Genomic DNA, 25206 nt, shown 5'->3' with positions numbered 1-25206 from the left:
AAACCTTTACGTTAAAGGGTTTACGTCTTTTCTTTTCATGAATGTTTAAATTTACTCATTTTCTTATAGAGATTAATTAGGTATAAGCAATAGCCTCAATTTCTATTTAAAAACCAAAACGCAACTCATTAGTTGGTTCAATGGATTGAGCTGCCCGTTGTTAAAGAAATTTTTATAACATGGTCTACACGATCTCATAATTGATATCTGGTCTAAATAGTGGGCTAATGTGTACCGACCATTCTATTCTGATGGTTAGTTCACATTAGGATTACCTAGTTTCCAATGTTAATGTTTTTATATATTCATACGCAGGCTGATAAAATTGATGAAAAAAACTTTTTCCATCAATTTTGGATTTACGAAATAGATAAGATTCATAGGTTAAAGCTATAGGAAACACTAAGCTATTTTCTATAACTAATTCTTCTACTTTTCTATACATTTTATTTCTCTTATTAATATTAATTTCTTTTTTCGCATCTTTGAGGAGACCTCTAATATTAATAAGTGTTCCAGTATTAGCACGATAGATTTCTTTATCACTGCTAAAAAATAAAGATAAATCTTCCGGATCATTATAGTTAAAACTTGAGGAACTGACTAATATATGCTGCTGAGTATCTAAAAGGCTTTCATTTAAGGAAGAAAGTTCTGTTTTAACTACGTCGAAGCCTTTTGCACTCAATAAATTATATAGTTTGTTCTGCATTTTACGCAAATGAGAGTGTTCACTATAATTATTGTAAACAATTATACTTAGTTGAGGAATATACCCCCATCTCAAAAGATAACTTTCCTTAGCAACTTGAAAATTAAGATTTATTAATTCTTCCTCATAATTAGGCACATCTAAAATAGTTACAGGTAAAAAACTATGAGTAGGCGAGTATATTGACCTCTCCGTTTTCGGTATGCTAGATAATATATCTTCTTTGTTTAATGCTAAGTTAATTAAACTTCTTAATTCCTTCCACATTTTATCTTTATCATGTAAAACAAAATATTCTATAGCTATTGTGACGCTTATAGGGCTTTTCAAAATTTCAAACTCGTTTTCTGTTTGGTTTTCTACTTCGGTTAATAAATCAACTTGACTTACGTCTGTATATACCACAAACTGTAATTTATCAAAAGAATCGATTCTTTCCTCAAAGTAATCCTCATTCTTTTTTAAAGTCAAAACCTTAGAGTCTTCACTTAGGCTTTCGTAGCAGTAAGCACCTACTCCTATAGGGTTGTCTTTCCACACCCAGAGATCATTTTCTAAAAACTCTTCTCGTGGAACAATACTTAAGGCACTTCGAGTAAAGTATTTTAAAAAAAGCAAATTTAGATGTTTCAATTTTATTTTTAGTCTGTAATCATCAAAAACCTTTATGCCAGAACACATATTCGGAACATATCTATTTGTCTTACTTACCTCTTCATAACCTTCTATATCGGATAGTAATTCTGAAAAGGTGGATCTTGCCCCCTTCATCATTCCTCTACATAAAGAAAACTCAATATCTTGAGCTAAAGCCTTTCTGCCATTGTGAAAGTAAATATCTTTTCTAAGTACAAGGAGGTATTCATTATCACAATCGTTAATTTCCCATTGTTCAATAATATTAGGCAATAAATGCCCTTCTTTGGACATCTTAAATAATGGGGGAAAAAGAGCTCTACATATTTCATAATCACATGAATAAATATTAAAAGGAGAGATATTTTTAGAAATAGAGGAAACCCCCACTTTCAGGGTACTATTCATTCTTCTCACTCTCCAAGCCCTCTTCTATATATCTTTCTACTAGTCTTCTCGCTAATATCTGAGAAGAATCATATATCTTGAGTTTAGTATGATTAGTACAAAAAAATAAATCAGTACAAGCACAAACTACTTCATTTATCCCTTCTGTCAAAAGAGTATCTTCTATTGTTTTCCACTCATCCGTTACTTTTGAACAAACTCCTAATGTTTTAACTTTTAAAATTAATTCATCAACTTTTTTTTGATACTCATCGTTCCAAAATACATTTTTACCCTTTGAGTTTAGTTTTTCTTGATATAAATTACTTTCCACAGTTCCTCTTGTAGCAAGTAAGCTGACTTCATTTCCTTCATTTTCTAATTCATTTACTGTTTCATCAATTATATTTAATATAGGTATATGTGTCATTTGGCACAATTCTTTATAATATGAATGAACCACGTTACAAGGTATTGCTATAATCGAACAATTAGATCTGTTTAGTGAGTCAATTCCGACTTTTAATGCCTTTAACATCTTGTTATCATCAATTGTTTTTTTAGGATGAAAAGGGGTTGGCAGCGAATATATTATCATGTGGGGAAAATCATTATCGAACTTTGCTCCATATAAATTTTCACAGTAGTCTAGAACAGATTCTAAAAATGGACCTGTTGATCTCGGTCCCATCCCTGCAAGAATTCCAATTTTAAAAACCTCACTATTATTCATTCTGGTTCTCTCCTTGTTAATATCTTAGAGGTTAACAATTTAAATAAACCATACACTTAGTTAAACAATAAATTTTATTCTAAGTGTATGATTTAAGAAATTTATTAAGCTAACTGCATAAAACGACTGTAATTTAATTTAGTTTGAGTTCATATTTTAGAGGTATGCATACATGACTACCAGGGCTTCTGCTAAAACTGGATCGGCCTAGATCATTCACTGTAAACATTCTTTGAAGCCAGCGATCATTCCCATCATATTGTGGGGAAAAGGATGAGCGGGCGTGCGCTGCTAATCTGTTATCGATAATAATAAGGTCCCCAGGACAGAGGGGTACTTTTATAGAGACCTTACTTAATGCTTCTTTTAATAATTCCAATGCCCATTTTGCTTCTTCAGTTATTCCTTCCATTAAGGAACAATGTATAACCATTTCTGGTGCTTGAATGCTACCTGAAAGTACGGGTACTATCTTTGACAGGTCATCCGAATTAAATGAAGCAGGCGGGCTTAATTTATACAGAGGCTCTCTTAATGTTAATACTACTGAACTTGGTAGTAATTCTAACGCATTAACTATAGAAGCAGTTTCTGTTTGTGCTTCGTTTTTATGGTCTGAGCGTAAGCAATATAAAGCAAGGTGATCAGGTCTATATGGATGTATCGCGTCTTCAGTATGATAAGTGAAAAAAACTTCAGATCCAGAGTTTTCCAAACCACTTTCTTTCCCCTTAATCGGACAAATATCATGAATGAGTTGTCCATTTTTTTCATCAGCATACCCAATCGGCTCACCCATATAAAGCATGAATAGTACTAGACATAATTCACTAACAAATGAGATCTTATCCAAAGAAGGATTGCCATTATCCGGAGTCTGAGGTAAAATATCGTCTGTAGGTAAGTTTTTAAATAAAATCGTTCCTTCTCTGTTAGAATTTCGCTTAAAATTAATTAGAGCACTCTTCACTCTGTCTGGAAGATTATGTGAAACAAATTGTAATCTATTTAGGATAGAATTATTAATTTCATTTGGATTGAAATTAATTTCCTTTATTAAGTTCTCAATTAGTTCTTTTTCAGCCTGTGATATTTCTAAAACTACACCTTCACTCATACCTAGAGACGAACTTTTTTCTTCGGTAAGCAAGGTTGACAATTTAATCCTCCCCTTCTAAAACTTAAGTTAATAAATTATCTTATAAAATTATTTTTATTGTAATATTACTGTTTTACAAAGCTCTTATATTCATACTGATGTTCACTTATAGCATGCATTACATCTTTATAAACTCTATTTGATTCCCCTTTAAAGATGTATCTAGCCGGAATTTTCAGATATCCACCACTCCCATCCAGCACTTCTCCTTTACTCCGTAAATACTCTTCTACTAAAGTTGACAATTTCCCTTTAAATGAAGTGTTTTTTTCCATTAAACAAGGTAGCTCTGCTGGAAAAGGAATTAAGAGATAGCCTGAAGATACTCCTTCATCTAGTGACACAGTCGAAACTTCTTCCCCTAATTCAACTTTTAACTGATCAGTTACAGCATCTCTACCTATCAATAGGCTTACACATCTTGGTATATCCGCTCCTCCCATACGGGCTCCAATTTCCATAAAAATAGGTTCGATCTTGTCACTTTTCTCATCTACAATTAGTTCAAGATGAAACATAGTATTGTTTATTCCCAAGGCATGAACTGTCTTTTGTGTAAAGTCGATGAGCCCCTCATATAACATAGTCTCATTCATATCTATAGAAACCGCTCCCAATGGACTTTGTTGAAAGAATTTTATTGGTGGATTGATATACCTAAATGGAATACAAAATTTTAATTGATTATCCTTTACTAATCCATCAACGTGAAATACTGTTCCATCACAATATTCCTCGCATTCCAAGTCCTTAAATTCTATGTGTGGCAATATTTCTTCATACTCCTCTTGATTATGGAGAATATGAACTCCTTTACTAGCAGCCATTCTCCTAGGCTTTATGACAATAGGAAAGCCTACCTGCTTAATAAATTGTTCTAACTCCTCTACACTATCACATTTACTGAATTTAGGAGTTGTTAAGCCGGATTGGCTAACAATCTCTTTCATCTTTACCTTATCTCTGGCATATAGAGCCTGTTCAAAAGATAGACCCTCTAATCTCTTTTCATCTCTTAATTTCCCTGAATTCAATATATCCCATTCACTCAGAGCTATTAACCTATCTATACTTCCGCCCATTTTTTCAATCTTTTCAAATGCTGTACGAATGTTATCCAAAGAATTAATATCCTCAACAAGCTCTATAATAGAATTTTCTAAAATATTTTGAGATAAACCCTTATTACCTTCAACGTCAACAATATAACTCACTTTATATTCGTTATGGTTAATTATCTTTTCATAATTAGGTTTTTCAGAATCCCATCCTACTGACCAGCGATTAATAATACATATATGTTTAGTCATAATACTTGTCCCCTTTATCTCCATATTATAATTCTAAAACATCTTTGGCAGCATGACGTTTATTATAAAAATAATAAGTAAATATTGTGGAGTTGACTATAATCCAAAAAATCGAAACTCCTAATATTACTTCTTGTGGTCCTGTAATTTTAGTAAAGGTAGAAGTTATTAATCCAGCAAGGGGCAGGCTTAGACGATTAAAGAAGACAATAGTTCCCATACTCTTACCTAAATGATGTTTCGGTATTAACTTAACTCGTTCTGTTCTTAGAAATACATTAAAAATCCCTATTCCACAAACTAAAAGGGCGTAGCCGATAACATAAATGTAAAATTGATTGGCTATTCCCAAAACCACGCCAGATAATGTTAATAACACAATAGATGCTATGCCTATATTATTAATACTCTTGCTTTTTTTCAAAAATACAGGAATTAACAAAACCACTATAGATCCCGTGATCCCGCCAAACATCGCCAATAATGAATATTCTCTAGATGTTGCACCAAGAACCCCCTGGGCTACAGCTGGATTTAAAGCCATTACAGTCCCCATTACAAGATTAATAAGCATTGTTGCCAGTACCAACAACCGAAGAAAGAAATTTTTAGCTATAAACTTAAACCCATCCCCAATTGTTACTAGCACTCGTTTAAAGGACTTCGTTTCCCTAACAACCAGATTTTTAGCCTTATTGGGAAGACCCAGTACTCCGAAACCTGTCATTGCAAATGCGATACCAGTAATAATAAGAAAATCCATCTCTTTTATAAACAGGACCAATATACTTGCCAAAGCTGGTCCTATCACTTGGGAACTAAGCTCCAATCCTTGAATTAACGATTGGATGCGGGGAATATCGTTATTATCAAAGTTCCTCCCGATAGTTGTTTCTAATGTGACAAAGTTTAATGAGTTTAAAATAGCGAACAAAGATGCAGCAACTGAAAGTATAATAAATGTTTGGCTTGGCATATAGATTAATAATAAGAAACCTGATATGGAAACTAATGCTCGCAGGCTATCGCCGATAATATAAAGTTTCTTTTCTTTATATATATCTACAAGCACTCCTATAAAGGGGAGTAATAATACTGCCGGTAACCACTCTATAAGGAATGCTAATCCTGATTTGGACGCTTCTCCGGTGTATTGAAAAATTATTAATGGGATAGCAAATAGCAGAAGTTGTTCGGATACTGTTGATACAAATCTACACCCAAGGAACAAAATTAATTTAGATGTATAGATACTATTAGACTTTTTCAAGATAGTCTAAAGGCTCCTTTAATTCCATATTATAGTACACGGGTTTTATCCATCCGTTACGTAGAGTTTTTACTCTTATAGAATCTACATCTTTAATTACGTCTTCCTTTAGTCCAGAAAGCATTCCTAGCCAGCTCCAATTACTACTTCCCATAGCGGAAACTATGTCCCCTAAATTTTGGGCCTGTGTATGCTTAGATTTCATATTTTCCGCATACTTAATTTCAAGTACTCTATCTTGATTAGGAATTCCGTAAGCTATCCCTAAGCTATCCTTACATTCTCCTCCCCAAAAGGCCGTTGGAATTATCTCTTTTTCATTTAGGACTAACTCCATTGATTGCCGATAAATACTATGTGGTTCAATTCCGTATGAACAAGCTATAATCTCAGTAATATTTGCTCCGCCTGGCCTTCCAAAGTTACAATCTATCAGTTTAACTTGATTTTCTGAAACAATAAATTCAGTATGAAAAAATCCTCTGCTATATCCGCTCCTCTCGACTAGAATTTGAACAATCTTGCACAATTCTTTCTGAGCTATAGCTATAGAATTATAAGGGAATATGAATGACGATTCTGAATTCTCCATCTTTCTTCTGCCAGTTACTCCAATTGGAATTACTTTACTCTCTAAAACGTATCCCTCTAAGCTTACAAGTTCTCCGTCTATTATTTCTTGGACTACGTATTCGTCAGGGTGTAGATGCTTAGGTAAGGTTTTATCAAATAATTTTTCTATATTCTCAATATCATTTTCATCCTCTAATATACTTATACCTTTAGCACCAGCGGCAAAGGCTGGTTTTAGTATCAATCCATTCTGTGAAGCTGATAACATTTTTTTTATCTCTGAATAAGGAATCGCCCCTGTAGTGAAAGAAAGTGATAGAGGCGTAAATTCTGGGATAATGTTATTGACATAAGCCTTATCCTTAAGTAATTCAATTTTCGGATCGATTCCCTTTATATCTAAAGCCCCACATAATTTAGTGCAAATTTCTAATTTACTATCTAAAAAAGAGATAACTCCTGCAATGTCCTCTTTTGGAAAAGTTTTTATGATTTCATACAACTCTTCAAAAGAATTAGTATTACAATTAATAAACTTATAAGATGTAAGTTGGGAGAGGGCATCTCCTTCCTGACTATTTAAGTTTGTCAAGAACAGAACATTCAGATTCATTTCCTTTGCCGCTTTTACAATATATTCCGGACCAATCACAGAAGAATCAATAACAAATAAGGTTTTCACGTTTTTCTAATTCTCCCTTCTATACGACTCAAAAGAAAGAAAAGGGTTAGAAGTTAAATCCTTACCCTCTTCCCTATTAGAAGTTATTATTTTTGATTAATAGGACGTGTAATAGTCGTGTTTGGACCTGCATCATGATATTGAATGAAATCTAAAATACTTTCTGCGCCAGAGATAAACTTTAACAATCTCTCCAGTCCAATTCCAAATCCAGCTGTTTGGACTTGTGATTTATCTTTCCATTGAGCATATTCTGGATGATAAGAATTGCCTAGAGTTTTTGATTGGTTAATAATCTCCTCTCCGCTAGTTGGACGGATACCCCCAGTAGTTAGTTCACCATAGCCAAAAGGTAACATTAAATCGTAAGTTTGAAAAACACCTTTTGGACTTTCGTGATAAATTGAATCTCTAACTCCTGCTGGATAGTTATAAATCCAAAAAGGTGTGTCGAATTGGTTAGAGAGAAGTGCGTCTTCTTCTGAAGTAAGATCCCCTTCTGAGTCTTTAGATCGTCCTACTCTTTCTAAGGCTTCTTCAAATGTTATTCTCGGATATGAACCTTTTACCAGGCTCTCTGTGTTGCGTTGTGCCAAAGGAGTTAACGTCAAATTATCATTATTATCAATGAGAGATAAAATCTTATTGCCTGCTTCATAGAGAATCTTCTCCCCTAAATCGAAAACTTCTTCCATTTTCTCAGTTCTCCATTCAATTTCAAATTGAAAGAAGGAATAAATATGTTTTGCAGATAGCTCTTCCCCCTCCATCAATAATCGAAGGCATGGGGCAAGGCAATAAACCTTAGGTAAATATTCCGTTGCCATCTGTTTTTCTACAACATGACTAACACTCATATAATAGTACTGTTCACCTGCCACCTCAACTTTTGAGTTAGAGGAGGAGGCAAGATTCCCATTTTCTCTAATATTAGGTAAAGTTTTATCCCCTAGTACAATTACTGAATGCTTGGCACCTGGCTCATATCTTCTAGAAAAGGGAGTTGGAACAATTTCGTCAAACTTAAATAAATCCATTGAATTTCTCAACGACTTTAAAAGAGTTGAAGTCCATGCATAAGTTTCATTATAAGCGAGTTTTCTCGTGTCTAAATTTCCAATTTCAACCTTCATTTGTTACACCTTCCTATTCTGAATATTGGTAAATAACCATATGTAATCTTTTGATTTAATTACAAAAATAATAATAAATTGTATATTTGTAATTAAATGCATTTACAAAAAATAGATTATTATAACAAAATGATTCTGTCAATTAAAAATATCTGGAATTATCCAAATTATCTGTTCGCTCCCACAATTCCGGTAACGTGCTGATACTGACGAATGCCTCGAAATTTTATTATCAGCAGATGCAAGGAGCGTCTGGCTCTTCACTTTTTTGACCAGCCAAATATTGTACTGGCAGATGACAAGCATCAGGGCTGCATCGCCCGCTGTCGTCCAAGCTTCCGGCATCTCTTGTTTAGCAGAAAAAATAGATTCCAACAGCACTTGTAGTCCGACAACCATTACAATAAAGGATCCGATAAGCGATGCGATCGTTTCAGCCCGAAAGTGGCCGTGAATGGATGATCTACTTCAGGAGGTTTTTGAGAGATGCGAAGGCCGATTATCACAGCCACCGAAACAATAATGTCAGTTATTATCAAACCTCCGCAGTATGTGCTTCTGAGTGAAAAACATAACCGATGATCAGCTTCATTGCAGATAGAACAGGATAAGCAGCAATACTGACCAGTGTCCCGGATTCTCCCTTTTTCAGTTCATCATACCTCTCCATACCAAAAACTCCCCTCTACTCGCATTTTCCTATTATTGAGATACATAACTGAACCACAGTGGGTCTATAGAAACATGATTCACTTTCCACAGAAAAATAGTAATCATGGAACATTTGTGCACACAGGCAAATTATTTTTATTCACGAAACCCCTCTCATCCCAATCGTACCAAGGCTTCTTGCCGCTCTTCTTATATGGAATTATTTTCAATACCATTAAAACATATAAATCACAGAAAATTATTTCTTTTCCTTCCGCTGTACGAACGAGAAAAAATGTCATATTTTCTTACATCATTTTCAAAAGTCATATGTATTTATGATAAAATAAAACTTGTCGGAATATTCAGCATAAACAAATCAAAAGGAGGCAAAGAATGAATCAGCCTAATTCTTTATCGAAGGGATTAAAAACCCGGCATATGACAATGATTTCAATTGCCGGCGTGATCGGCGCCGGATTATTTGTCGGAAGCGGATCCGTCATTCATTCCACCGGACCCGGAGCGATTGTCTCCTATGCATTAGCAGGACTATTAGTGATTTTTATTATGAGGATGCTGGGGGAAATGTCCTCCGTCAACCCGACAAGCGGTTCGTTTTCACAGTATGCCCATGACGCCATCGGTCCGTGGGCCGGTTATACCATCGGATGGCTGTATTGGTTTTTCTGGGTCATCGTCATTGCCATTGAAGCAATTGCTGGCGCCGGAATCATGCAGTACTGGTTCCCCGGCATTCCGTTATGGCTGACGAGTCTGCTTCTGACCGTGCTGTTAACACTGACGAATATTTATTCAGTTAAATCGTTCGGCGAATTTGAATACTGGCTTTCCTTAGTGAAGGTGGCGACTATCGTTGTCTTCTTAATCGCGGGTTTTGCGTTTATTTTCGGCATCGTCCCCGGCAGCAAACCGGTCGGCCTTGAAAACCTGACGGGCAACGGCGGATTTCTCCCTAAAGGGCCAAGTTCCGTTCTGTTCGGCATCGTCGTCGTTATTTTTTCTTTCATGGGATCTGAAATCGTCGCAATCGCAGCTGGAGAAACGGCAAATCCGGTCGAATCCGTAACAAAAGCGACCCGCTCAGTCGTTTGGCGGATCATTATTTTTTACGTCGGCTCCATTACGGTTGTGGTCACGCTGCTTCCGTGGGATTCAGCCAATGTTCTGGAAAGCCCCTTCGTTGCCGTTTTAGGCCATATCGGGGTTCCCGCAGCCGCTCAGCTCATGAATTTCATCGTCCTGACAGCCGTTCTGTCCTGCCTGAACTCCGGGCTTTATACGACGTCACGGATGCTGTATTCACTGGCGGAGCGAAATGAAGCGCCGCGGCGGTTTATGAAACTGAGCAAAAGAGGCGTACCGGTTCAAGCCATTATCGCCGGCACCTTTTTCTCCTATATTGCCGTTGTGATGAACTACTTTTCTCCCGACTCCGTATTTTTGTTTCTGGTCAATTCATCAGGGGCGATCGCACTGCTCGTCTATCTCGTCATCGCAGTCTCACACTTGAGAATGAGAAAGAGAATTGAACGGACAAACCCTGAATCTCTTAAAATCAAAATGTGGTGCTACCCATACTTAACCTACCTGACGATCATCGCTATTTGCGCAATCTTGTTATCTATGCTGTTTATCAGTTCAATGCGGTCTGAATTTCTGCTGACAGGATTTATTACATTAGTGGTCCTCGCCTCATATGTATTCCACAAAAAACAAAAACCGAAAGAGAACGCTTCCGCAAGCCGGGTTGCGCAATAACCGCAAACACCCGCCCTCAAAAAAGGGCGGGTGTTTTTTTAACCAACCTGTTCCAGGCAGCATTAACTGTAGTACAGGATTTCAATAAATGATAAGGACAGGATGAATAATGGCACTTGAAAAATTTGCAGATGAACTGCCGATTATCGAAACACTGAAGCCGCAGAAGACATCAAACGGCAGCACGTATTACGAAGTCACGATGAAGGAATGCTTTCACAAGCTGCACCGTGATCTCCCGCCGACCCGGCTGTGGGGATATAACGGTTTGTTTCCCGGCCCGACGATCGACGTGAACCAAGATGAAAACGTCTATATTAAATGGATGAATGACCTGCCGGATAAGCATTTCCTCCCCGTGGACCATACCATTCACCATTCAGAAGGCGGCCATCAGGAACCCGACGTCAAAACCGTCGTCCATTTACACGGAGGAGCAACGCCGCCGGACAGCGACGGCTATCCGGAAGCCTGGTTCACACGGGATTTCAAGGAGAAGGGACCTTATTTTGAAAAAGAGGTATACCACTATCCAAACAAACAGCGCGGGGCGCTATTATGGTATCATGACCACGCCATGGCAATTACGAGGCTCAATGTGTACGCCGGGCTTGCCGGCATGTATATCATCCGCGAGCGAAAAGAAAAGCAGCTGAAGCTTCCCGCCGGAGAATACGACGTACCGCTTATGATTATGGACCGCACGTTAAATGACGACGGTTCCTTGTTTTATCCGAGCGGGCCCGATAATCCTTCCGAAACGCTGCCGAATCCTTCAATTGTCCCGTTTCTTTGCGGAAATACCATTCTCGTCAACGGCAAAGCGTGGCCGTATATGGAAGTCGAACCGCGGACATATCGTTTCCGTATCCTTAACGCCTCAAATACGAGAACATTTTCCCTCTCGCTCAATAATGGCGGCCGGTTTATCCAAATCGGTTCTGACGGCGGACTGCTCCCCCGTTCTGTCAAAACACAGTCCATCAGCTTAGCCCCGGCTGAGCGATATGATGTGCTCATTGATTTCTCCGCTTTTGACGGAGAACATATTATTTTAACGAACGGCACCGGCTGCGGGGGCGACGTCAATCCGGATACCGACGCCAATGTGATGCAATTCCGCGTCACAAAACCGCTGAAGGGAGAAGACACCAGCCGGAAGCCTAAATATCTGTCAGCCATGCCTGATGTGACCTCAAAAAGAATACACAATATCAGAACGCTTAAACTCACAAATACGCAAGACAAATACGGCCGGCCGGTTTTAACGCTTAATAACAAGCGCTGGCATGATCCCGTGACAGAAGCTCCGCAGCTCGGCTCAACGGAAATCTGGTCGATTATCAACCCGACGCGGGGAACCCATCCGATACACCTGCATTTGGTTTCCTTCCAAGTCCTTGACCGGCGTCCTTTTGACTTAGAACGTTATAACAAATTCGGCGACATTGTGTATACAGGCCCCGCCGTCCCGCCGCCTCCAAGTGAAAAAGGCTGGAAAGACACCGTGCAGGCGCACTCCGGAGAAGTCATCAGAATCGCGGCGACATTCGCCCCTTACAGCGGACGGTACGTATGGCATTGTCATATTTTAGAACATGAAGATTATGACATGATGAGACCGATGGACGTCACAGAAAAGCAGTAATCCCCCTTTTTGAGAAGGGGCTTTTTAATTTATACAAAAAGAAAAAATAAGGATCCGCTTTTTTGCATATACTGTAATAACAGGAAGACGGTGCACCCTCATTGGAAATATGGATAGAAAAAGGAATTAGGAGATTAGGGAAAAGTATGAGACAATGAAGGTGTGCACGAAAATTCATAAGGGAAGAAGTGACTTTATGTCTTACTACAACAAACGTAATCAGGAACCGCTGCCTAAAGAAGATGTCAGTACGTGGGAATGCACAAAAGAGGACTGTATTGGCTGGACCAGAAAGAATTTTGCCGGCAGTGATACCCCGACTTGCCCCCTTTGCGGCAGTAAAATGATCGACGGCGTCCGTTCGTTGGTGAATCTCCAAAACAACAGTCAAACGGCATCAAGTTAGACCTCCCTTTTACGAGTCTCAACATAGAGAAGGCCTCCATGTCTCATGAGAGGCCTTTGCGTTATCATGTCCTTTTATGATGCAACGGAGCAATGAACATGAAAAACGATCGGCAGAAAATGAACCTTGCCGCACAGTCATTCATCGAAACACTTCATTTTGCCGTTCCGATTCTCCGTTTTTTCAAATGGCTCGCCTCAGCCGCAGCCAGCTTTGTTCATTAAAAAACACCCAGCGGGCGCTGAGTGTTTTTTTCATGATTGGATAACGGAAAAACTGTTGATAATGCCATTGTCATTTTCCCAGACTTTTTCACATTTTTTCGTATCCAAATGATAAGCATAAATGGTTCTGACCTTCGCATTCCGTCCCGTTTCATCCTTCAGACGCTTAGCGCCTTTGGCTTCCGCCATGAAATAAATGATGCTGCCGTCTTTAGAAAACTGAGGCTGGGCATCAATCAGCGGAGTGAAATCCTTCCCGTTTGAGATAATCGTTTCATCTTTTTTCGTTTTGACATTCATCAGACGGATGGACGCTTTTTGTTCAGTCCCTTTTTGTGTATAAGATGTAAAGACAAGATTCTTGCCGTCCGGTGACATCGCGACGTCGCTGATAAACTGTTCAAGGTTTGTCAGATCCTGAAGGTTATCGCCCGCCCCTGCCGCAAACCGTATATTCGTCGGTTCAGGGTCAACCCCCTTCTCATTTGCCTCATCCGTTTTTTTATAATCCTCTTTCACGGAATAATGCAGAAGCGCAAAATCGTTTTGGCTGCGGTTATAAAAGAAGCCGCTCACACTGTCATCTTTCTCATCCGCCGCAGGGTACAGATTTTGATAACGTTTCGTTTTCAGATCAAAAGATGCGAGACGGAAAATATCTTCATCCGCTTTTCCGAGACGGAAATAAATGTGCGTCTTATCCTTGGATAAAAACAGACTGTCAGCGCTTGCCGATCCTTTATAAAGCACCGTCTTCCGTTTCGTCTTCAGATCAAGCTTATACAGACGCATCTCATTCTGATCATTATTACCGACATAATAGAGCACCTGATGGGCGTCATCCAGCGCAAACGCCGGATATGCCGAAAGCTTTTCCTCGTACAGCATACGGCCGTCTTCGTAATATTTCGTCATCAGATCTTTGTCTGTAATGGAAACAAGCAGCTTGTCATGGCCGCCGGAGACAACGGCTTTTCCGCCGCCGTCGCTTTTTCCTTTGATCAGTAAAACGGCCGCGATGACCGCCGCCGCCAGAACAGCGGCTGCGAGGATCCAGATCCATCGTTTCTTATTCATTATCAATCTCTCCGTCAATCAGAAAAAGCAAGAATAGTCTCCTTGCTTTTTCTGATGGTCTATTTTAATAGCTGTAATGTCCGGATACTCTTCCTTTGCTTAACGGATATCCGAGCGCTTTGAACGCTTTCGGGCTGACATCCAATACGGCATTCGGCAGACGGCCTACATCATTTTTGTATACTGTGATAACCTTTTTCGGTTTTGCTTTAGCATAAGCTCTGATTTTCGTTCCGTTTCTCGGAACGTCAAATCCTAATTTTGTCGCGCAATCCCAATGTCCCAGTTTTTTACCGGAAGATCCTTTTTTACCGACTCCATTATACCATGTAATATTTCCGTTCACTTTTTTAGCACTTGCATCAGAAGAGTAACTGATCGCTCCCAGCGTACTTCCTGCTAAAATCAATAATGCTAAGAATAACTTCTTCAAGCTTTCGTCCTCCTGATTCTTTATTCTAGGCAAAATTATACACCAAGATGACGATTATAATATTTCAATCACTTTACATGTTCATTACAACGCGACGGAGACACGCACACAATATTGACACAATTTCCAGTTCTATATAATCCCATGGTAAATTATACTACAAAATTTAAATCATAAGCGTTATAATATCCCTAGAGTATTTCTGCATTCAATATGGACTTTTTATAAGGCCTATTGATAGTTGCGTAATATGATATATTTTGAGAAATCAGGCTTTAGGAAGCACTTTTTTTCCTTTTAAACCGTGGTTCATATTGATCATGTACCTATACTCGTTTCCATCAGACTAGGAGTGATAATCAATGAAAGCGGCAAGATGGCACAATCAAAAAGACATTCGAATCGAAAACATTGATGAACCTAAAGCAGAACCGGGAAAAGTCAAAATTAAAGTCAAATGGTGCGGGATTTGCGGAAGCGACCTTCACGAATATCTGGGAGGTCCGATCTTTATACCGGTCGGCGAACCCCATCCGTTAACTAAAGAAACGGCGCCTGTCACAATGGGTCACGAATTCTCAGGAGAAGTTGTGGAAGTGGGCGAAGGCGTCAAAAATTACAGTGTCGGCGACCGTGTCGTCGTGGAACCGATTTTTGCCACACACGGACATCAGGGAGCCTATAACCTTGATGAACAAATGGGATTCTTAGGCTTAGCGGGAGGCGGCGGCGGATTTTCTGAATATGTGTCCGTTGACGAAGAATTGCTGTTTAAGCTTCCTGAAGAGCTTTCTTACGAACAGGGCGCGCTTGTTGAGCCGTCAGCGGTAGCGCTTTACGCCGTCCGTCAAAGCAAATTAAAAGCGGGCGACACTGCAGCCGTTTTTGGCTGCGGACCGATCGGGCTGCTTGTGATTGAAGCCCTGAAAGCAGCCGGTGCCACAGATATTTACGCGGTTGAACTTTCACCGGAACGTCAGGAAAAAGCGAAAGAACTCGGCGCTATCATCATCGATCCGTCAAAAACGGATGATGTCGTTGAAGAAATCGCAAAACGCACAAACGGCGGCGTTGATGTTTCTTATGAAGTGACAGGCGTCCCTGTCGTTCTCCGCCAAGCGATCCAGTCAACAAGCATTGCCGGTGAAACGGTTATCGTCAGCATCTGGGAAAAAGGAGCGGAAATCCATCCGAACGATATCGTCATCAAAGAACGTACCGTAAAAGGCATTATCGGGTACCGTGACATCTTCCCTTCCGTTCTCGCACTGATGAAAGAGGGCTACTTCTCAGCAGATAAGCTCGTCACGAAAAAAATCGTGCTCGACGATCTGATTGAAGAAGGCTTCGGCGCTTTAATCAAAGAGAAAAACCAAGTAAAAATCTTAGTAAAACCGAATTAAACCGTTCAGCAAAATAACCAGACACATCCAAAAAGAGCCGTTCAGGCTCTTTTTTTCGCTCCTTCGTCTTTCCTTCCTTTTCCTTTTAAAAATGATCCGCTCTGCGCAAACTATTTTTCACCCTGTTCCGTCTATCCATAGGTAACAGCCTATGATACGTATTTTGAAAAAAGGAGCCCTTTAAAGCAATGAAGAACGAAACAGCCAAAGCGTCGCTTGTGACGTGCATAACTGAGCGCAAAGAAGACTTTTACCGGCTGGCGTACAGTTATGTAAAGAACAAGGATGACGCGTTAGATATTGTTCAGGAATCAATTCAAAAAGCGCTGACATCAGTCGAATCCGTCAAAAACCCCGATGTGATAAAAAGCTGGTTTTATAAAATTTTAGTGCGTACGGCCATTGATTATCTTCGCAAACAGAAAAAACTTAAAGTGATGGACGATGAAACGATCGAGTTTTTAAGCCGCGGGAAGGAAGATCACTACAAAGACACGGACCTTCATGAAGCGCTTGACGACCTGCCGCATCAATATAAAACCATTATCACTCTGCGTTTCTTTGAAGACTTGAAATTAGAAGAGATCGCGGACATTACGGGGGAAAACATCAACACCGTCAAAACACGCCTTTACAGGGGGCTGAAGCTCATGCGCATTCAGCTGACGAAGGAGGATCTTTCTTAATGGAAAAGAGATTAGAACAATTAAGAGAAGAGTATAAAAGTGTGCCCATTCCTAAAGAACTGGACAGCATTGTCGAAAAAGCCCTTCAGCACAAACCGAAGAAAAAACGAATCGTGATGTGGCCGACATCCGCGGCAGTCGCTGCGGCCGTCTTATTTACCGCCGTAGTCAATATCAATCCGGATGCCGCACAAGCCATGTCTAAAATCCCCGTCATCGGCAAAGTCGTCCAAGCCATCACATTCGTGGAGATGAAAGAAGAAAAGAACCAATCAAGCATCGATGTGAAAACGCCCGCTCTGTCCGGCCTTTCCAATCATGAACTTGAAGACAGCATCAACCGGCATTATATGAAAGAAAGCAAAGAGCTCTACCGGGAATTTATGAAGGCGACTTCAAAAAGCAAAAAAGGCCACCTCAGTATCTACAGCGATTATGAAACCGTAACTGACACATCGGATCTGATCTCAGTCCGCCGTGATATCGAAAAAACCCAGGCTTCATCTTATACCCAGAGCCGATATATCACGATTGATAAAAAGAATGAGGCCGTGCTTACGTTAAAGAGCTTATTCAAAGATGACCGTTATATCAAAGTCATCAGCCAAAATATTAAAGAACAAATGAAAAAACAGATGAAAGAAGATCCGAATAAAATATACTGGGTCGAGGAAGATGATATGACGGAGCCTTTCAAATCCATTCATGCCGACCAGAATTTTTATATTACAGATCAGCACAAACTTGTCATCTCATTTGACGAATACGAAGTGGCACCCGGGTATATGGGCGTTACAGAATTTAAAATACCAACCTCCGTCATCTCAAAGCTGCTTGTCGGAGACCGCTACATCAGATAAAGAAAGAAAAAAATCCATGATATCCGCAGATCATGGATTTTTTCTTTTTCCCCGGCAACAGCCGCTTGCACAGGGGAACCCTTTCATATAACAGACGCCGGACGCGGGCCGAAAAGTTTAAGAAAATCACAACATTTCATTCATTTTTTCTGAAACAAAATCCCCTTCCGAATGCGTCTATCTAACGGAACAAATGGAAGACTGTACAGAAATCTGCCATAGCCATCCGCAAAACAGCGAGAATTTCCGCACACATTATTGGAGGAATACCATGTCAGACAAGTCACTGAATCATCGCTATATTCCCGGACTGGATGGACTTCGCGCCTTTGCCGTCCTCGCAGTTATCGCATATCACCTGAATTTTAATTGGGCCGACGGCGGTTTCATTGGTGTTGATATCTTTTTTGTTTTATCGGGGTATTTAATCACATCTATTATATTGCCTGCCAAAGGCAATGACATCACCCTTGATTTGCGTGATTTTTGGGTACGCCGGATCAGACGGCTTCTGCCGGCGGCTTATCTCATGATTATCACGACAGTCATTTGGGTCGTATTATTTAACAGCGAGCTCCTGCATACCGTACGCGGAGATGCGGTCTCCTCACTTTTTTACATAAGCAATTGGTGGTTTATCTTTCATAAACTTTCTTATTTCGACAGCTTCGGCTCCCCTTCGCCATTAAAAAACCTTTGGTCGCTGGCGATTGAAGAACAGTTTTATATCATATGGCCTTTCCTTTTGCTTGCGGGAATGTACATATGTAAAACACGGGCCCGGCTTGCGGCCGCGGTCACATTCATCGCGTTATGCTCCGCAGTCGTGATGAGTATGATGTATGTCCCCGGCGGAGATCCAAGCCGCGTTTATTACGGGACGGATACCCGATCATTTGAATTGCTTATCGGCTGCGCTTTAGCTTTAGTGTGGCCGATGAAACGATTATCTTCCAAACGGCTGCCGAGCAGCATGAAACACCTGCTTCACGGGACGGAGCTTGCCGCTTTCGCCGTGCTGTTGCTTTGCGTCTTTTACACGGATGAATATGAACCCTTCCTGTACAAGGGCGGCATGCTTTTGATCAGCATCACCGCAGCGGTCCTTGTCGCATGTATATGCCATCCGAGCAGCTTTTTGGGACATGTCCTTTCATGGAAACCGCTTCGCTGGATCGGAACGAGATCATACGGAATCTATCTTTGGCATTATCCGGTTATCGTGCTGAGCACACCCGTGCAGGAAATCGGAAATCCGATTTATTGGCATTGTGCCGTCAGAATCGGCGCCACTTTCATTCTGGCCGAACTTTCTCATCATTTCATTGAGAAGCCGATCCGCACTGCGGGCTTCAGGCCTTTTTTCCGCCGCGTGTTTTTGAACCGCTTTCTGGAATGGAAGACGTCCTCTGTGATCAGCAGAATGTCGCTCGGCCTCATTCTTGCCGCCATCTTCTTATTTGCGGGCGGGCTGTCAGGAATAGCCGAGGAGAAAAAACAGCCGAAATGGACATACGCGCAAAGCGAGCAGCAAGAAACAGCCGCCTCTTCACATAAAACGGCTGATCACGATAAACCGGCAAAAGAAGATGACAGCAAGAAAAAACACGGCAGCGAAAAAACGGATGCCGCATCAGATAAAAACAAGAAAGAATCAACAGGCAAATCAGTTACGAAGAAAAACGAAGACAAAAAAGAGCAAACATCTCAAAAAACGGCTGATTCAAAACAAACACAGCCTCAGAAAGAAGTGCTGGCCATCGGTGACTCCGTGATGCTGGACATTGCGTCATACCTGCGGCAGTCCCTCCCTCATGTCACCATCGACGGAAAGGTAGGAAGACAAGTCTCTCAAGCACTCCAGCTCACATCGGAATACGCGTCATTTAATCAGCCGAACAAAGCGGTCATCATCGAGTTAGGGACGAACGGCTATTTCACAAACAGCCAGATTGAATCACTGATCAGCTCCTTTTCAAAAGCTGATATCTATCTTGTCAATACGCGTGTGCCGCGGCAGTGGGAAAGCAAAGTAAACGAGTCATTGCGCCTGCAGGCCGATTCACGCAAGAATGTGACCCTTGTCGATTGGCATGCAAAAGCATTGCAGCACCCTGAATACTTCACACCGGACGGCGTCCATCTCATACCTGAGGGGTCAAAAGCGCTGACATCCCTCATCGTCCAAACCATGAAATCTTGACAAAAAAAGAGGCCTCAAAAGGCCTCTTTTTCGTATATCATCAGGCAAGCTTCTGTCCGCAATTCGGGCAAAAATTGGCGCCTTCCGTTTTCGTTCCGCAGTTCGGACAGAATTTCGGCTTAGCCGCTCCTTCTGAGCCATTTGCCGATGCCGTTCCCTGATTCTGCTGATTTTGACTTTGCTGCGGCTGGTTCTGCTGATTTTGATTCATTTGGTTCATCATTTGATTTGCCATATTCATTCCCATCATCATGCCGGCCATGTCGGAGGCTGTGCCGCTTCCGCTCATTTTGCCGGATGACATTCCGTCCGTCATGGAAATCTGCTGATAGCGGTTCACATCGCCCACCATGCCGTAAGAAGCGTTTTTCGTAATCATATCCTGAACTTCCTGCGGATAGTTAAAGCTCATGATATTGAAGCCCGTAATTGACATCCCGTCTCCGATCAGCTGCATATCAAGATCTTCTTGAATCCCTTTTCCGATTTCAAATGAATTTGACTGCAGATTGAACATGTCTTTTCCTTCTCTGGTGATCCATTTCATCAAAAGCTGATCGAGAATAGACGTAATCCGGATTTTAATATCCTCCACTAAATAGCTGTCTTTGACACCCGCAATCTTATCAATCAATCCGATGTAGTCAATGACCTTGAAGTTAAATGTGCCGTTTGCTCGGATCGGCATACCGCCCGGCATTCCCGCAGCCGGAATATTGATAGCGTTTTTTGTGCCCCACTTCACGGTGAACTCCTTCGTATTCACAAACAGCACTTCCGCCCGCATGCCGCTATTAAAACCAAACTTAAACCCTTTTAACGTCGATAGAAACGGAATAATTTCTGACTCGATATCATAATCGCCGTCATCACGGAAGATTCCTTCAATCTTCCCGTTGTGTAAAAAGATGGCATCCTGTCCCGGCCGGATGATCAGACGGCTGCCTTTTTTAATTTCGCGGTTGTTCCATTTATAGAAAACCATGTCGTCTCTGAATTCTTCCCATTCCACCACATTCGCTAACTGATTTCTGAAAAAACCCATGTATGCTCAAATCCTTTACGTAAAATTTAAAAACTTCCCTTGCTTCCGCTGTAAGACGTGCCGCCCCTCGTGACTCCGCCGTCATTGTCATTATCTTTATCAGGCTTTCTTTCTCTTGTAACGTCCGTCCGGATATATGTGTCGTGCTGGTCCAGCACTTCAGACGTATCGTGATCCATATACGTGCTGCCGGTGACGGTGACCCTGCCGCCGGAATTGTACACCATCACAGTGACGGCGATTCCGGCTGCGGCTGCGGCGATAATCAGCTGAAACCACCACGTAAGCAGCAGATTGTCAGACTTGTTCTCAGGGTTTTTCCCCATATCTTTGTAGGACATTTTAATATAAGTCTCAAACGCCTTTTCGTAATGGCCTGCTGAAATGTCTGACGAAATCGTATTCCTGATCGTATTCAGCCGGCTGCTGTTCAAATACGTCTCCGCCTTTTTGTATCCGGAGATAAATACTTCCCGATCCTTCATATCAATGGTCAATATCGCCGTGCTTCCGTGAAAATGACTGTCATAAAAATCACCGGCGTACTGCGCGATGTCCTTACCGCCCGTTCCGTTTGCGGTAAGAATAATAAAATCGGTATGGCGCTTTGCCCCCAGCTTCCCCGCCAATTCCTCGAGTTTCTTTGTTTCATCCTTCGTTAATAAATGAGCATTGTCATAAACATATTGCTTCTGTTCAGCAGCAGACGCTGATGTATGTAAAGAAAAAGACAGCATCAGAAAAAGGACGAAACAAAAGAGACACGCTTTTTTCGTCAATACTTTCATCAAAAACCGCCTCCTATCATAAGTGAGACGAGTCTTAAAGCTAAAAACGCACCGGCTGTAATGCCGCCGAACCACGCGGCCACTTTTCCGGCGCTGATCGGCGGTTTGCCGACAACCTTGCCCGTCTGCCCGTTCATCGCAAAAATGTGCTCAGTCCGCTCATAATCATAGCTGACCATCCAGACCGGAAGAAGCACGTAAAAACTGCTGATTTTATCCGTCTGAATCTTTTCATCCGTAATGTCAGCCGTCGTATAGCCGGAGAAGGTGGATCTGATATAAGAATCAATATAATGGCTGATTTTATCCTTCGCCCGCGGAAAGAGATCGTCATCGGTATAATTGTACTTTTCCGCTATATATCCCGCCAAATAGGCTGTATTAAACTCCTTCAGCTCACTGTAAGAATAAGGCTCCAATTTGTCCATTAATTCATCATTCATTTTTTCTGAAGCGTCGACCGGAATTTTGAGATAATCAAGATTAATATCGCGGTACGCACTGTAATACTCGGTCTCCGTCACCCGGTATTCTCCATCATCATAGCGATGCACTCTCGTACAAACGGCATTGACCTGAACCTTGCTGTTTAAGTCAAACATCCAAAACGGCACGTACATACCGGTTATGTTCTTCACCCGATCGGCATTCATAAATCCCTTCGGTGTCAGGCGGCCGTTTCCGCACCACTTTTTAAAAGCACTCATGGCCTCTTCTTTGCTGATCGTAAAAGGAATCACCATGGAAGGCGCGAGATTTCCCGATAATCGATCGGCGAGAACGGCTGCGCCTCCGCAAAAACCGCACATCGTTGCAGTCGTCTCCGCCTCAGTCATTAATACCGCGCCGCAGTTCTCACAGTGATACTCCTTCGCCTCATTTTCAGAAAATCTGGTCGTAATATACTCTTTAGGCAGGCTTTCTATCTGGTCCTGCCGCCCGCAGCTGCGGCATGTCAGCTTGCCGGATGAACTGTCAAAGACCATATCATCGCCGCAGTTCGGGCATTTATAAGAAATGATCATTCTGTTTCTCTCACTTTCTCTTTATATCGGACAAAGCTCAGCCCGCTGTCTATTGATCTTTACTGAAAAGCATTTTCTGCTTGAGCGCCGCCAGTTCATCATCGACACTGCTTTGATTGCTGTCATATTTAGCCGTCAGCTCGTCAATATCGTCTTTCGGAGACGCGTTCAGCTCCGCCATCGCATTGGCTTGATCAAGCGCCCGGTTGACCTTGTCTTCCATTCTATCGAAAGCTGTCATCGATTGGCCCGCATTTGAAACAGAGGATCCCAGTTTGTTCATTTTCTCCTGTGTTTTTGCCACAGACCACTTCGCTTTAATGGCATTTCGCCGCGACTCAAGCTCCCCGATATCGGCAACAAGCTTGTCATGCATGCTGCGCATTTGAGACGCATTGGAAGAAGCAAGCTGATAAGCCGTTTGCAGCTCAGTCAGCCTTGATTCAACGGCTGCTTTCCTTTCCAGAAATGTCCGCGCATCAGCTTCATTTCCGGCCTGTAAAGCTTTCATCGCGTAGCTTTCCATCTTTTCGGCCTCAGCCTGGCATTCCGTTAACGCTTTTTTCGCCCGCTGTTCCTCAGCCATGACAGAAGCCGTCTCCGCCTTCACTTTTCCTAAATCACTGTTCAGATTCCGCAAATATTGATCAACCATTTTTTCAGGGTTCTCAGCTTTATCCAGCAACGCATTAATATTGCTTGACATAATGTCTTTAAATCTTCCTAAAATACTCATTTTTCATTTTCCTCCCAAAATTAAATAGTAACAAGTTCACAGTTATATATACTGGTTTTTTTCAAAAAAGTTTCATTTTCTCTTGAATTTATGTATAAATATATGAAAAAAGTCTCGTTCAGCCCATTTGTGCCGGCGGATATTCTTTATGACCAAATACAATGAAAACAAAAAATAAATAAACATCCCGATCATCAAACCGCTCACTAACGGATAATGCTTCGCAGAATACACAAAGAAATCCAGCTGCGATATCTGTTCGGGACTTGTGATCGTATCCGTATTATTCAGCAGCTTTGAAAATTTAGCCGTATAATTCCAATCAAACGAATCAGAAACAAGCTCACTCCCCTGATACCAATTCACAGCGGCGAGGCAGAAAAAACAAAAAACAGAAAACGCGCATTGCACGATAAGAAAAACATTTTTCATGTAAAGCATTCCTCCGCAGTTCAATTTCTTATGCCGTCACACTATACATGACGGCAGCAGCAGAAACTTGGTTTTACTTCGATTTTATAAAAACATTATTGTATGTACTTCACATTGGTTCAATTTACTGGATATCCCTATAAAGTATACCGTATATCAGAATGGGTTTCAGACCTAAATAAAAAGGATGCTTCCCGAAGTCCGATGACTTTCAAGAAACATCCCCGATATTTTACAGAGAGACTTCAACCTCTTTTAAGCTAGGCAAAGCATCGATCGCACCGATTTTAGTGCACACGAGCGCCCCTGCCTTATTGGCAAATGACACAATATCACGCAGCTTCGCAAAATCTTCAGCTGCCGTCTGAATTTCATCCGTGCGTGCCAGCTGATACAGCGCCGCGCCGACAAACGCGTCTCCCGCTCCCGTTGAGTCTATTGATGTCACCGGAATGCTCGGAATGATATCAAGATCCTTCCCATTTGAAAGAAGGGTCCCGCTTTTCCCGAGTGTCACCGCCACAATGCCGGCCCCGATCTCATGAAGGATTGCAACACCTTCTTTATGATCTTTCGCACCGCTGATGATCTCAAGCTCCTCGTCACTGACTTTCACAAAATCACTTACAGTAATTGCTTTTTTGGCGGTGCTTATAAACTCTGAAACTCTTCCCTTCCATAAATCCTCGCGGTAGTTAGGATCGAAGGAAACAAACTGTTCATTGTCTTTCGCAATCGACATCAGCCGTAAATAGGCCGTGCAAAACGGATCTGATAACAATGCCGTCGCTGAGCCGAAATGAAGGATTTTCGCATCGTTTACCTTTTCCAGATCAATATCCTCCAAAGTAAACAAAGCATCCGCTCCTCTGTTAAAAACAAAGTCGCGCTCCCCATTTTGTTTTAATGAAACAAACGCAAGCGTTGTAGGGGCTTTCTCATCCATGACGAGCATAGAAGTATCGACGTGTACGGCGTCTAAAGTCTGCTTCAGAAAGTACCCAAACGGATCCTTGCCTGTTTTTCCGCTGAAAGCCGCGTCTCCGCCCAGCTTCGCGATGGCCGCTGACACATTCGCCGGTGCGCCGCCTGCACTTTTTAAGAAATTGCGTCCTTCCGTCAAATCAACATCCACATCGGTACAAAAGAAATCAATTAACAATTCTCCAATACAAATAACAGATTGGCTTCCCACATTATCACACTCATTTG

General features: G+C 41.3%; 23 protein-coding genes and 1 pseudogene. 8 read left to right on the top strand and 16 right to left on the bottom strand.

All coding sequences use genetic code 11. The features are described from left to right. Positions 1-271: 271 nt before the first annotated feature. The 8 genes and pseudogenes from QRX25_RS03160 to QRX25_RS03125 form a co-directional block, all read right to left on the bottom strand. Positions 272-1756, bottom strand: coding sequence for an ABC transporter substrate-binding protein (locus QRX25_RS03160; protein ID WP_249199320.1), 1485 nt, complete (start codon positions 1754-1756; stop codon positions 272-274). Beyond that, the gene (locus QRX25_RS03155; protein ID WP_212100527.1) at positions 1749-2468 is read right to left on the bottom strand and encodes an aspartate/glutamate racemase family protein; all 720 of its coding nucleotides are present in this window, start codon (positions 2466-2468) and stop codon (positions 1749-1751) included. Before QRX25_RS03155 ends, QRX25_RS03160 begins: the two co-directional genes overlap by 8 nt. Positions 2469-2601: 133 nt before the next feature. Then, positions 2602-3627: a TauD/TfdA family dioxygenase gene (locus QRX25_RS03150; RefSeq protein WP_115998109.1), complete on the bottom strand. Its 1026-nt coding sequence runs from the start codon at positions 3625-3627 to the stop codon at positions 2602-2604. Positions 3628-3692: 65 nt separating this feature from the next. After that, positions 3693-4937 (bottom strand): ATP-grasp domain-containing protein, encoded by a 1245-nt coding sequence (locus tag QRX25_RS03145; protein WP_065980856.1) that lies wholly within the window; start codon positions 4935-4937, stop codon positions 3693-3695. Between the two features lie 25 nt (positions 4938-4962). Continuing rightward, positions 4963-6207 carry an MFS transporter gene (locus QRX25_RS03140; RefSeq protein WP_065980855.1) on the bottom strand — a complete coding sequence of 415 codons (1245 nt, stop codon included), beginning with the start codon at positions 6205-6207 and terminating at the stop codon, positions 4963-4965. Beyond that, on the bottom strand, positions 6194-7462 hold the full coding sequence (locus QRX25_RS03135; protein ID WP_115998111.1) for an ATP-grasp domain-containing protein: 1269 nt from the start codon (positions 7460-7462) through the stop codon (positions 6194-6196). The genes QRX25_RS03140 and QRX25_RS03135 overlap by 14 nt, the downstream gene beginning before the upstream one ends. 86 nt (positions 7463-7548) lie before the next feature. Beyond that, positions 7549-8595, bottom strand: coding sequence for an amino acid--tRNA ligase-related protein (locus QRX25_RS03130; protein ID WP_065980853.1), 1047 nt, complete (start codon positions 8593-8595; stop codon positions 7549-7551). A gap of 196 nt (positions 8596-8791) precedes the next feature. After that, positions 8792-9265, bottom strand: a pseudogene (locus QRX25_RS03125) (cation diffusion facilitator family transporter); the annotation flags it as partial. Between the two features lie 377 nt (positions 9266-9642). Here QRX25_RS03125 and gabP point away from each other — a divergent pair. The 4 genes from gabP to QRX25_RS03105 all read left to right on the top strand — a co-directional run bounded on the left by gabP (position 9643) and on the right by QRX25_RS03105 (position 13306). Then, positions 9643-11028 carry a GABA permease gene (gene gabP / locus QRX25_RS03120; RefSeq protein WP_212100524.1) on the top strand — a complete coding sequence of 462 codons (1386 nt, stop codon included), beginning with the start codon at positions 9643-9645 and terminating at the stop codon, positions 11026-11028. Positions 11029-11137: 109 nt separating this feature from the next. Then, positions 11138-12676, top strand: coding sequence for an outer spore coat copper-dependent laccase CotA (gene cotA / locus QRX25_RS03115; RefSeq protein ID WP_065980850.1), 1539 nt, complete (start codon positions 11138-11140; stop codon positions 12674-12676). 196 nt (positions 12677-12872) lie between these two features. Beyond that, a complete protein-coding gene (locus tag QRX25_RS03110) occupies positions 12873-13082 on the top strand; it encodes a cold-shock protein (RefSeq protein ID WP_065982847.1) in 210 nt (69 codons plus the stop codon). Between the two features lie 98 nt (positions 13083-13180). Then, positions 13181-13306: a hypothetical protein gene (locus QRX25_RS03105; RefSeq protein WP_258415561.1), complete on the top strand. Its 126-nt coding sequence runs from the start codon at positions 13181-13183 to the stop codon at positions 13304-13306. A 30-nt stretch (positions 13307-13336) separates the two neighbouring features. Here the strand turns inward: QRX25_RS03105 and QRX25_RS03100 are convergent, their stop codons facing one another. Together QRX25_RS03100 and walM are read right to left on the bottom strand one after the other, a co-directional pair. Then, positions 13337-14383: a TolB family protein gene (locus QRX25_RS03100; protein WP_212100521.1), complete on the bottom strand. Its 1047-nt coding sequence runs from the start codon at positions 14381-14383 to the stop codon at positions 13337-13339. 64 nt (positions 14384-14447) lie between these two features. Continuing rightward, positions 14448-14816, bottom strand: a complete 369-nt coding sequence (gene walM, locus QRX25_RS03095) for a cell wall metabolism protein WalM (protein WP_007408877.1) — start codon at positions 14814-14816, stop codon at positions 14448-14450. 362 nt (positions 14817-15178) lie between these two features. On the opposite strand from walM, the gene QRX25_RS03090 reads away from it, so the two are divergent. The 4 genes from QRX25_RS03090 (at position 15179) to QRX25_RS03075 (ending at position 19968) form a co-directional block, all read left to right on the top strand. Further along, positions 15179-16219, top strand: coding sequence for a 2,3-butanediol dehydrogenase (locus QRX25_RS03090; RefSeq protein ID WP_013351258.1), 1041 nt, complete (start codon positions 15179-15181; stop codon positions 16217-16219). Between the two features lie 188 nt (positions 16220-16407). Beyond that, the gene (gene sigV / locus QRX25_RS03085) at positions 16408-16905 is read left to right on the top strand and encodes an RNA polymerase sigma factor SigV (RefSeq protein WP_065980848.1); all 498 of its coding nucleotides are present in this window, start codon (positions 16408-16410) and stop codon (positions 16903-16905) included. Further along, a complete protein-coding gene (gene rsiV, locus QRX25_RS03080) occupies positions 16905-17765 on the top strand; it encodes an anti-sigma-V factor RsiV (RefSeq protein ID WP_065980847.1) in 861 nt (286 codons plus the stop codon). Before sigV ends, rsiV begins: the two co-directional genes overlap by 1 nt. 271 nt (positions 17766-18036) lie before the next feature. Further along, positions 18037-19968 (top strand): acyltransferase family protein, encoded by a 1932-nt coding sequence (locus QRX25_RS03075; protein WP_212100518.1) that lies wholly within the window; start codon positions 18037-18039, stop codon positions 19966-19968. Positions 19969-20008: 40 nt separating this feature from the next. On the opposite strand, the gene QRX25_RS03070 is transcribed toward QRX25_RS03075, so the two are convergent. The 6 genes from QRX25_RS03070 to QRX25_RS03045 form a co-directional block, all read right to left on the bottom strand. Continuing rightward, positions 20009-21013: an SPFH domain-containing protein gene (locus QRX25_RS03070; RefSeq protein ID WP_212100515.1), complete on the bottom strand. Its 1005-nt coding sequence runs from the start codon at positions 21011-21013 to the stop codon at positions 20009-20011. Between the two features lie 26 nt (positions 21014-21039). Continuing rightward, positions 21040-21801: a TPM domain-containing protein gene (locus QRX25_RS03065; RefSeq protein ID WP_212101634.1), complete on the bottom strand. Its 762-nt coding sequence runs from the start codon at positions 21799-21801 to the stop codon at positions 21040-21042. Beyond that, entirely contained in the window at positions 21801-22826 is a 1026-nt protein-coding gene (locus QRX25_RS03060) for a TFIIB-type zinc ribbon-containing protein (protein WP_212100512.1), read from the bottom strand. Before QRX25_RS03060 ends, QRX25_RS03065 begins: the two co-directional genes overlap by 1 nt. A gap of 49 nt (positions 22827-22875) precedes the next feature. Further along, positions 22876-23562 (bottom strand): PspA/IM30 family protein, encoded by a 687-nt coding sequence (locus QRX25_RS03055; protein WP_212100509.1) that lies wholly within the window; start codon positions 23560-23562, stop codon positions 22876-22878. Positions 23563-23634: 72 nt separating this feature from the next. Next, positions 23635-23994, bottom strand: a complete 360-nt coding sequence (locus tag QRX25_RS03050; protein ID WP_115998119.1) for a DUF4306 domain-containing protein — start codon at positions 23992-23994, stop codon at positions 23635-23637. A gap of 232 nt (positions 23995-24226) precedes the next feature. Then, the gene (locus QRX25_RS03045) at positions 24227-25189 is read right to left on the bottom strand and encodes a carbohydrate kinase family protein (RefSeq protein ID WP_212100506.1); all 963 of its coding nucleotides are present in this window, start codon (positions 25187-25189) and stop codon (positions 24227-24229) included. Between the last annotated feature and the right edge of the window lie 17 nt (positions 25190-25206).

The organism is Bacillus sp. L381, from assembly GCF_030284525.1.
Taxonomy (GTDB): Bacteria; Bacillota; Bacilli; order Bacillales; family Bacillaceae; genus Bacillus; species Bacillus amyloliquefaciens.
Note: the sequence above shows the minus strand (reverse complement) of the source record. Positions and strands in the feature narration are given on the sequence as shown.

Bases quoted from the DNA above. Each gene is read 5' to 3' on its own strand.
- QRX25_RS03160 (WP_249199320.1), bottom strand. From the start codon at position 1,756: ATGAATAGTACCCTGAAAGTGGGGGTTTCCTCTATTTCTAAAAATATC.
- QRX25_RS03155 (WP_212100527.1), bottom strand. From the start codon at position 2,468: ATGAATAATAGTGAGGTTTTTAAAATTGGAATTCTTGCAGGGATGGGA.
- QRX25_RS03145 (WP_065980856.1), bottom strand. From the start codon at position 4,937: ATGACTAAACATATATGTATTATTAATCGCTGGTCAGTAGGATGGGAT.
- QRX25_RS03130 (WP_065980853.1), bottom strand. From the start codon at position 8,595: ATGAAGGTTGAAATTGGAAATTTAGACACGAGAAAACTCGCTTATAAT.
- gabP (WP_212100524.1), top strand. From the start codon at position 9,643: ATGAATCAGCCTAATTCTTTATCGAAGGGATTAAAAACCCGGCATATG.
- cotA (WP_065980850.1), top strand. From the start codon at position 11,138: ATGGCACTTGAAAAATTTGCAGATGAACTGCCGATTATCGAAACACTG.
- QRX25_RS03110 (WP_065982847.1), top strand. From the start codon at position 12,873: ATGTCTTACTACAACAAACGTAATCAGGAACCGCTGCCTAAAGAAGAT.
- QRX25_RS03105 (WP_258415561.1), top strand. From the start codon at position 13,181: ATGAAAAACGATCGGCAGAAAATGAACCTTGCCGCACAGTCATTCATC.
- QRX25_RS03100 (WP_212100521.1), bottom strand. From the start codon at position 14,383: ATGAATAAGAAACGATGGATCTGGATCCTCGCAGCCGCTGTTCTGGCG.
- QRX25_RS03090 (WP_013351258.1), top strand. From the start codon at position 15,179: ATGAAAGCGGCAAGATGGCACAATCAAAAAGACATTCGAATCGAAAAC.
- sigV (WP_065980848.1), top strand. From the start codon at position 16,408: ATGAAGAACGAAACAGCCAAAGCGTCGCTTGTGACGTGCATAACTGAG.
- rsiV (WP_065980847.1), top strand. From the start codon at position 16,905: ATGGAAAAGAGATTAGAACAATTAAGAGAAGAGTATAAAAGTGTGCCC.
- QRX25_RS03075 (WP_212100518.1), top strand. From the start codon at position 18,037: ATGTCAGACAAGTCACTGAATCATCGCTATATTCCCGGACTGGATGGA.
- QRX25_RS03070 (WP_212100515.1), bottom strand. From the start codon at position 21,013: ATGGGTTTTTTCAGAAATCAGTTAGCGAATGTGGTGGAATGGGAAGAA.
- QRX25_RS03065 (WP_212101634.1), bottom strand. From the start codon at position 21,801: ATGAAAGTATTGACGAAAAAAGCGTGTCTCTTTTGTTTCGTCCTTTTT.
- QRX25_RS03060 (WP_212100512.1), bottom strand. From the start codon at position 22,826: ATGATCATTTCTTATAAATGCCCGAACTGCGGCGATGATATGGTCTTT.
- QRX25_RS03055 (WP_212100509.1), bottom strand. From the start codon at position 23,562: ATGAGTATTTTAGGAAGATTTAAAGACATTATGTCAAGCAATATTAAT.
- QRX25_RS03050 (WP_115998119.1), bottom strand. From the start codon at position 23,994: ATGAAAAATGTTTTTCTTATCGTGCAATGCGCGTTTTCTGTTTTTTGT.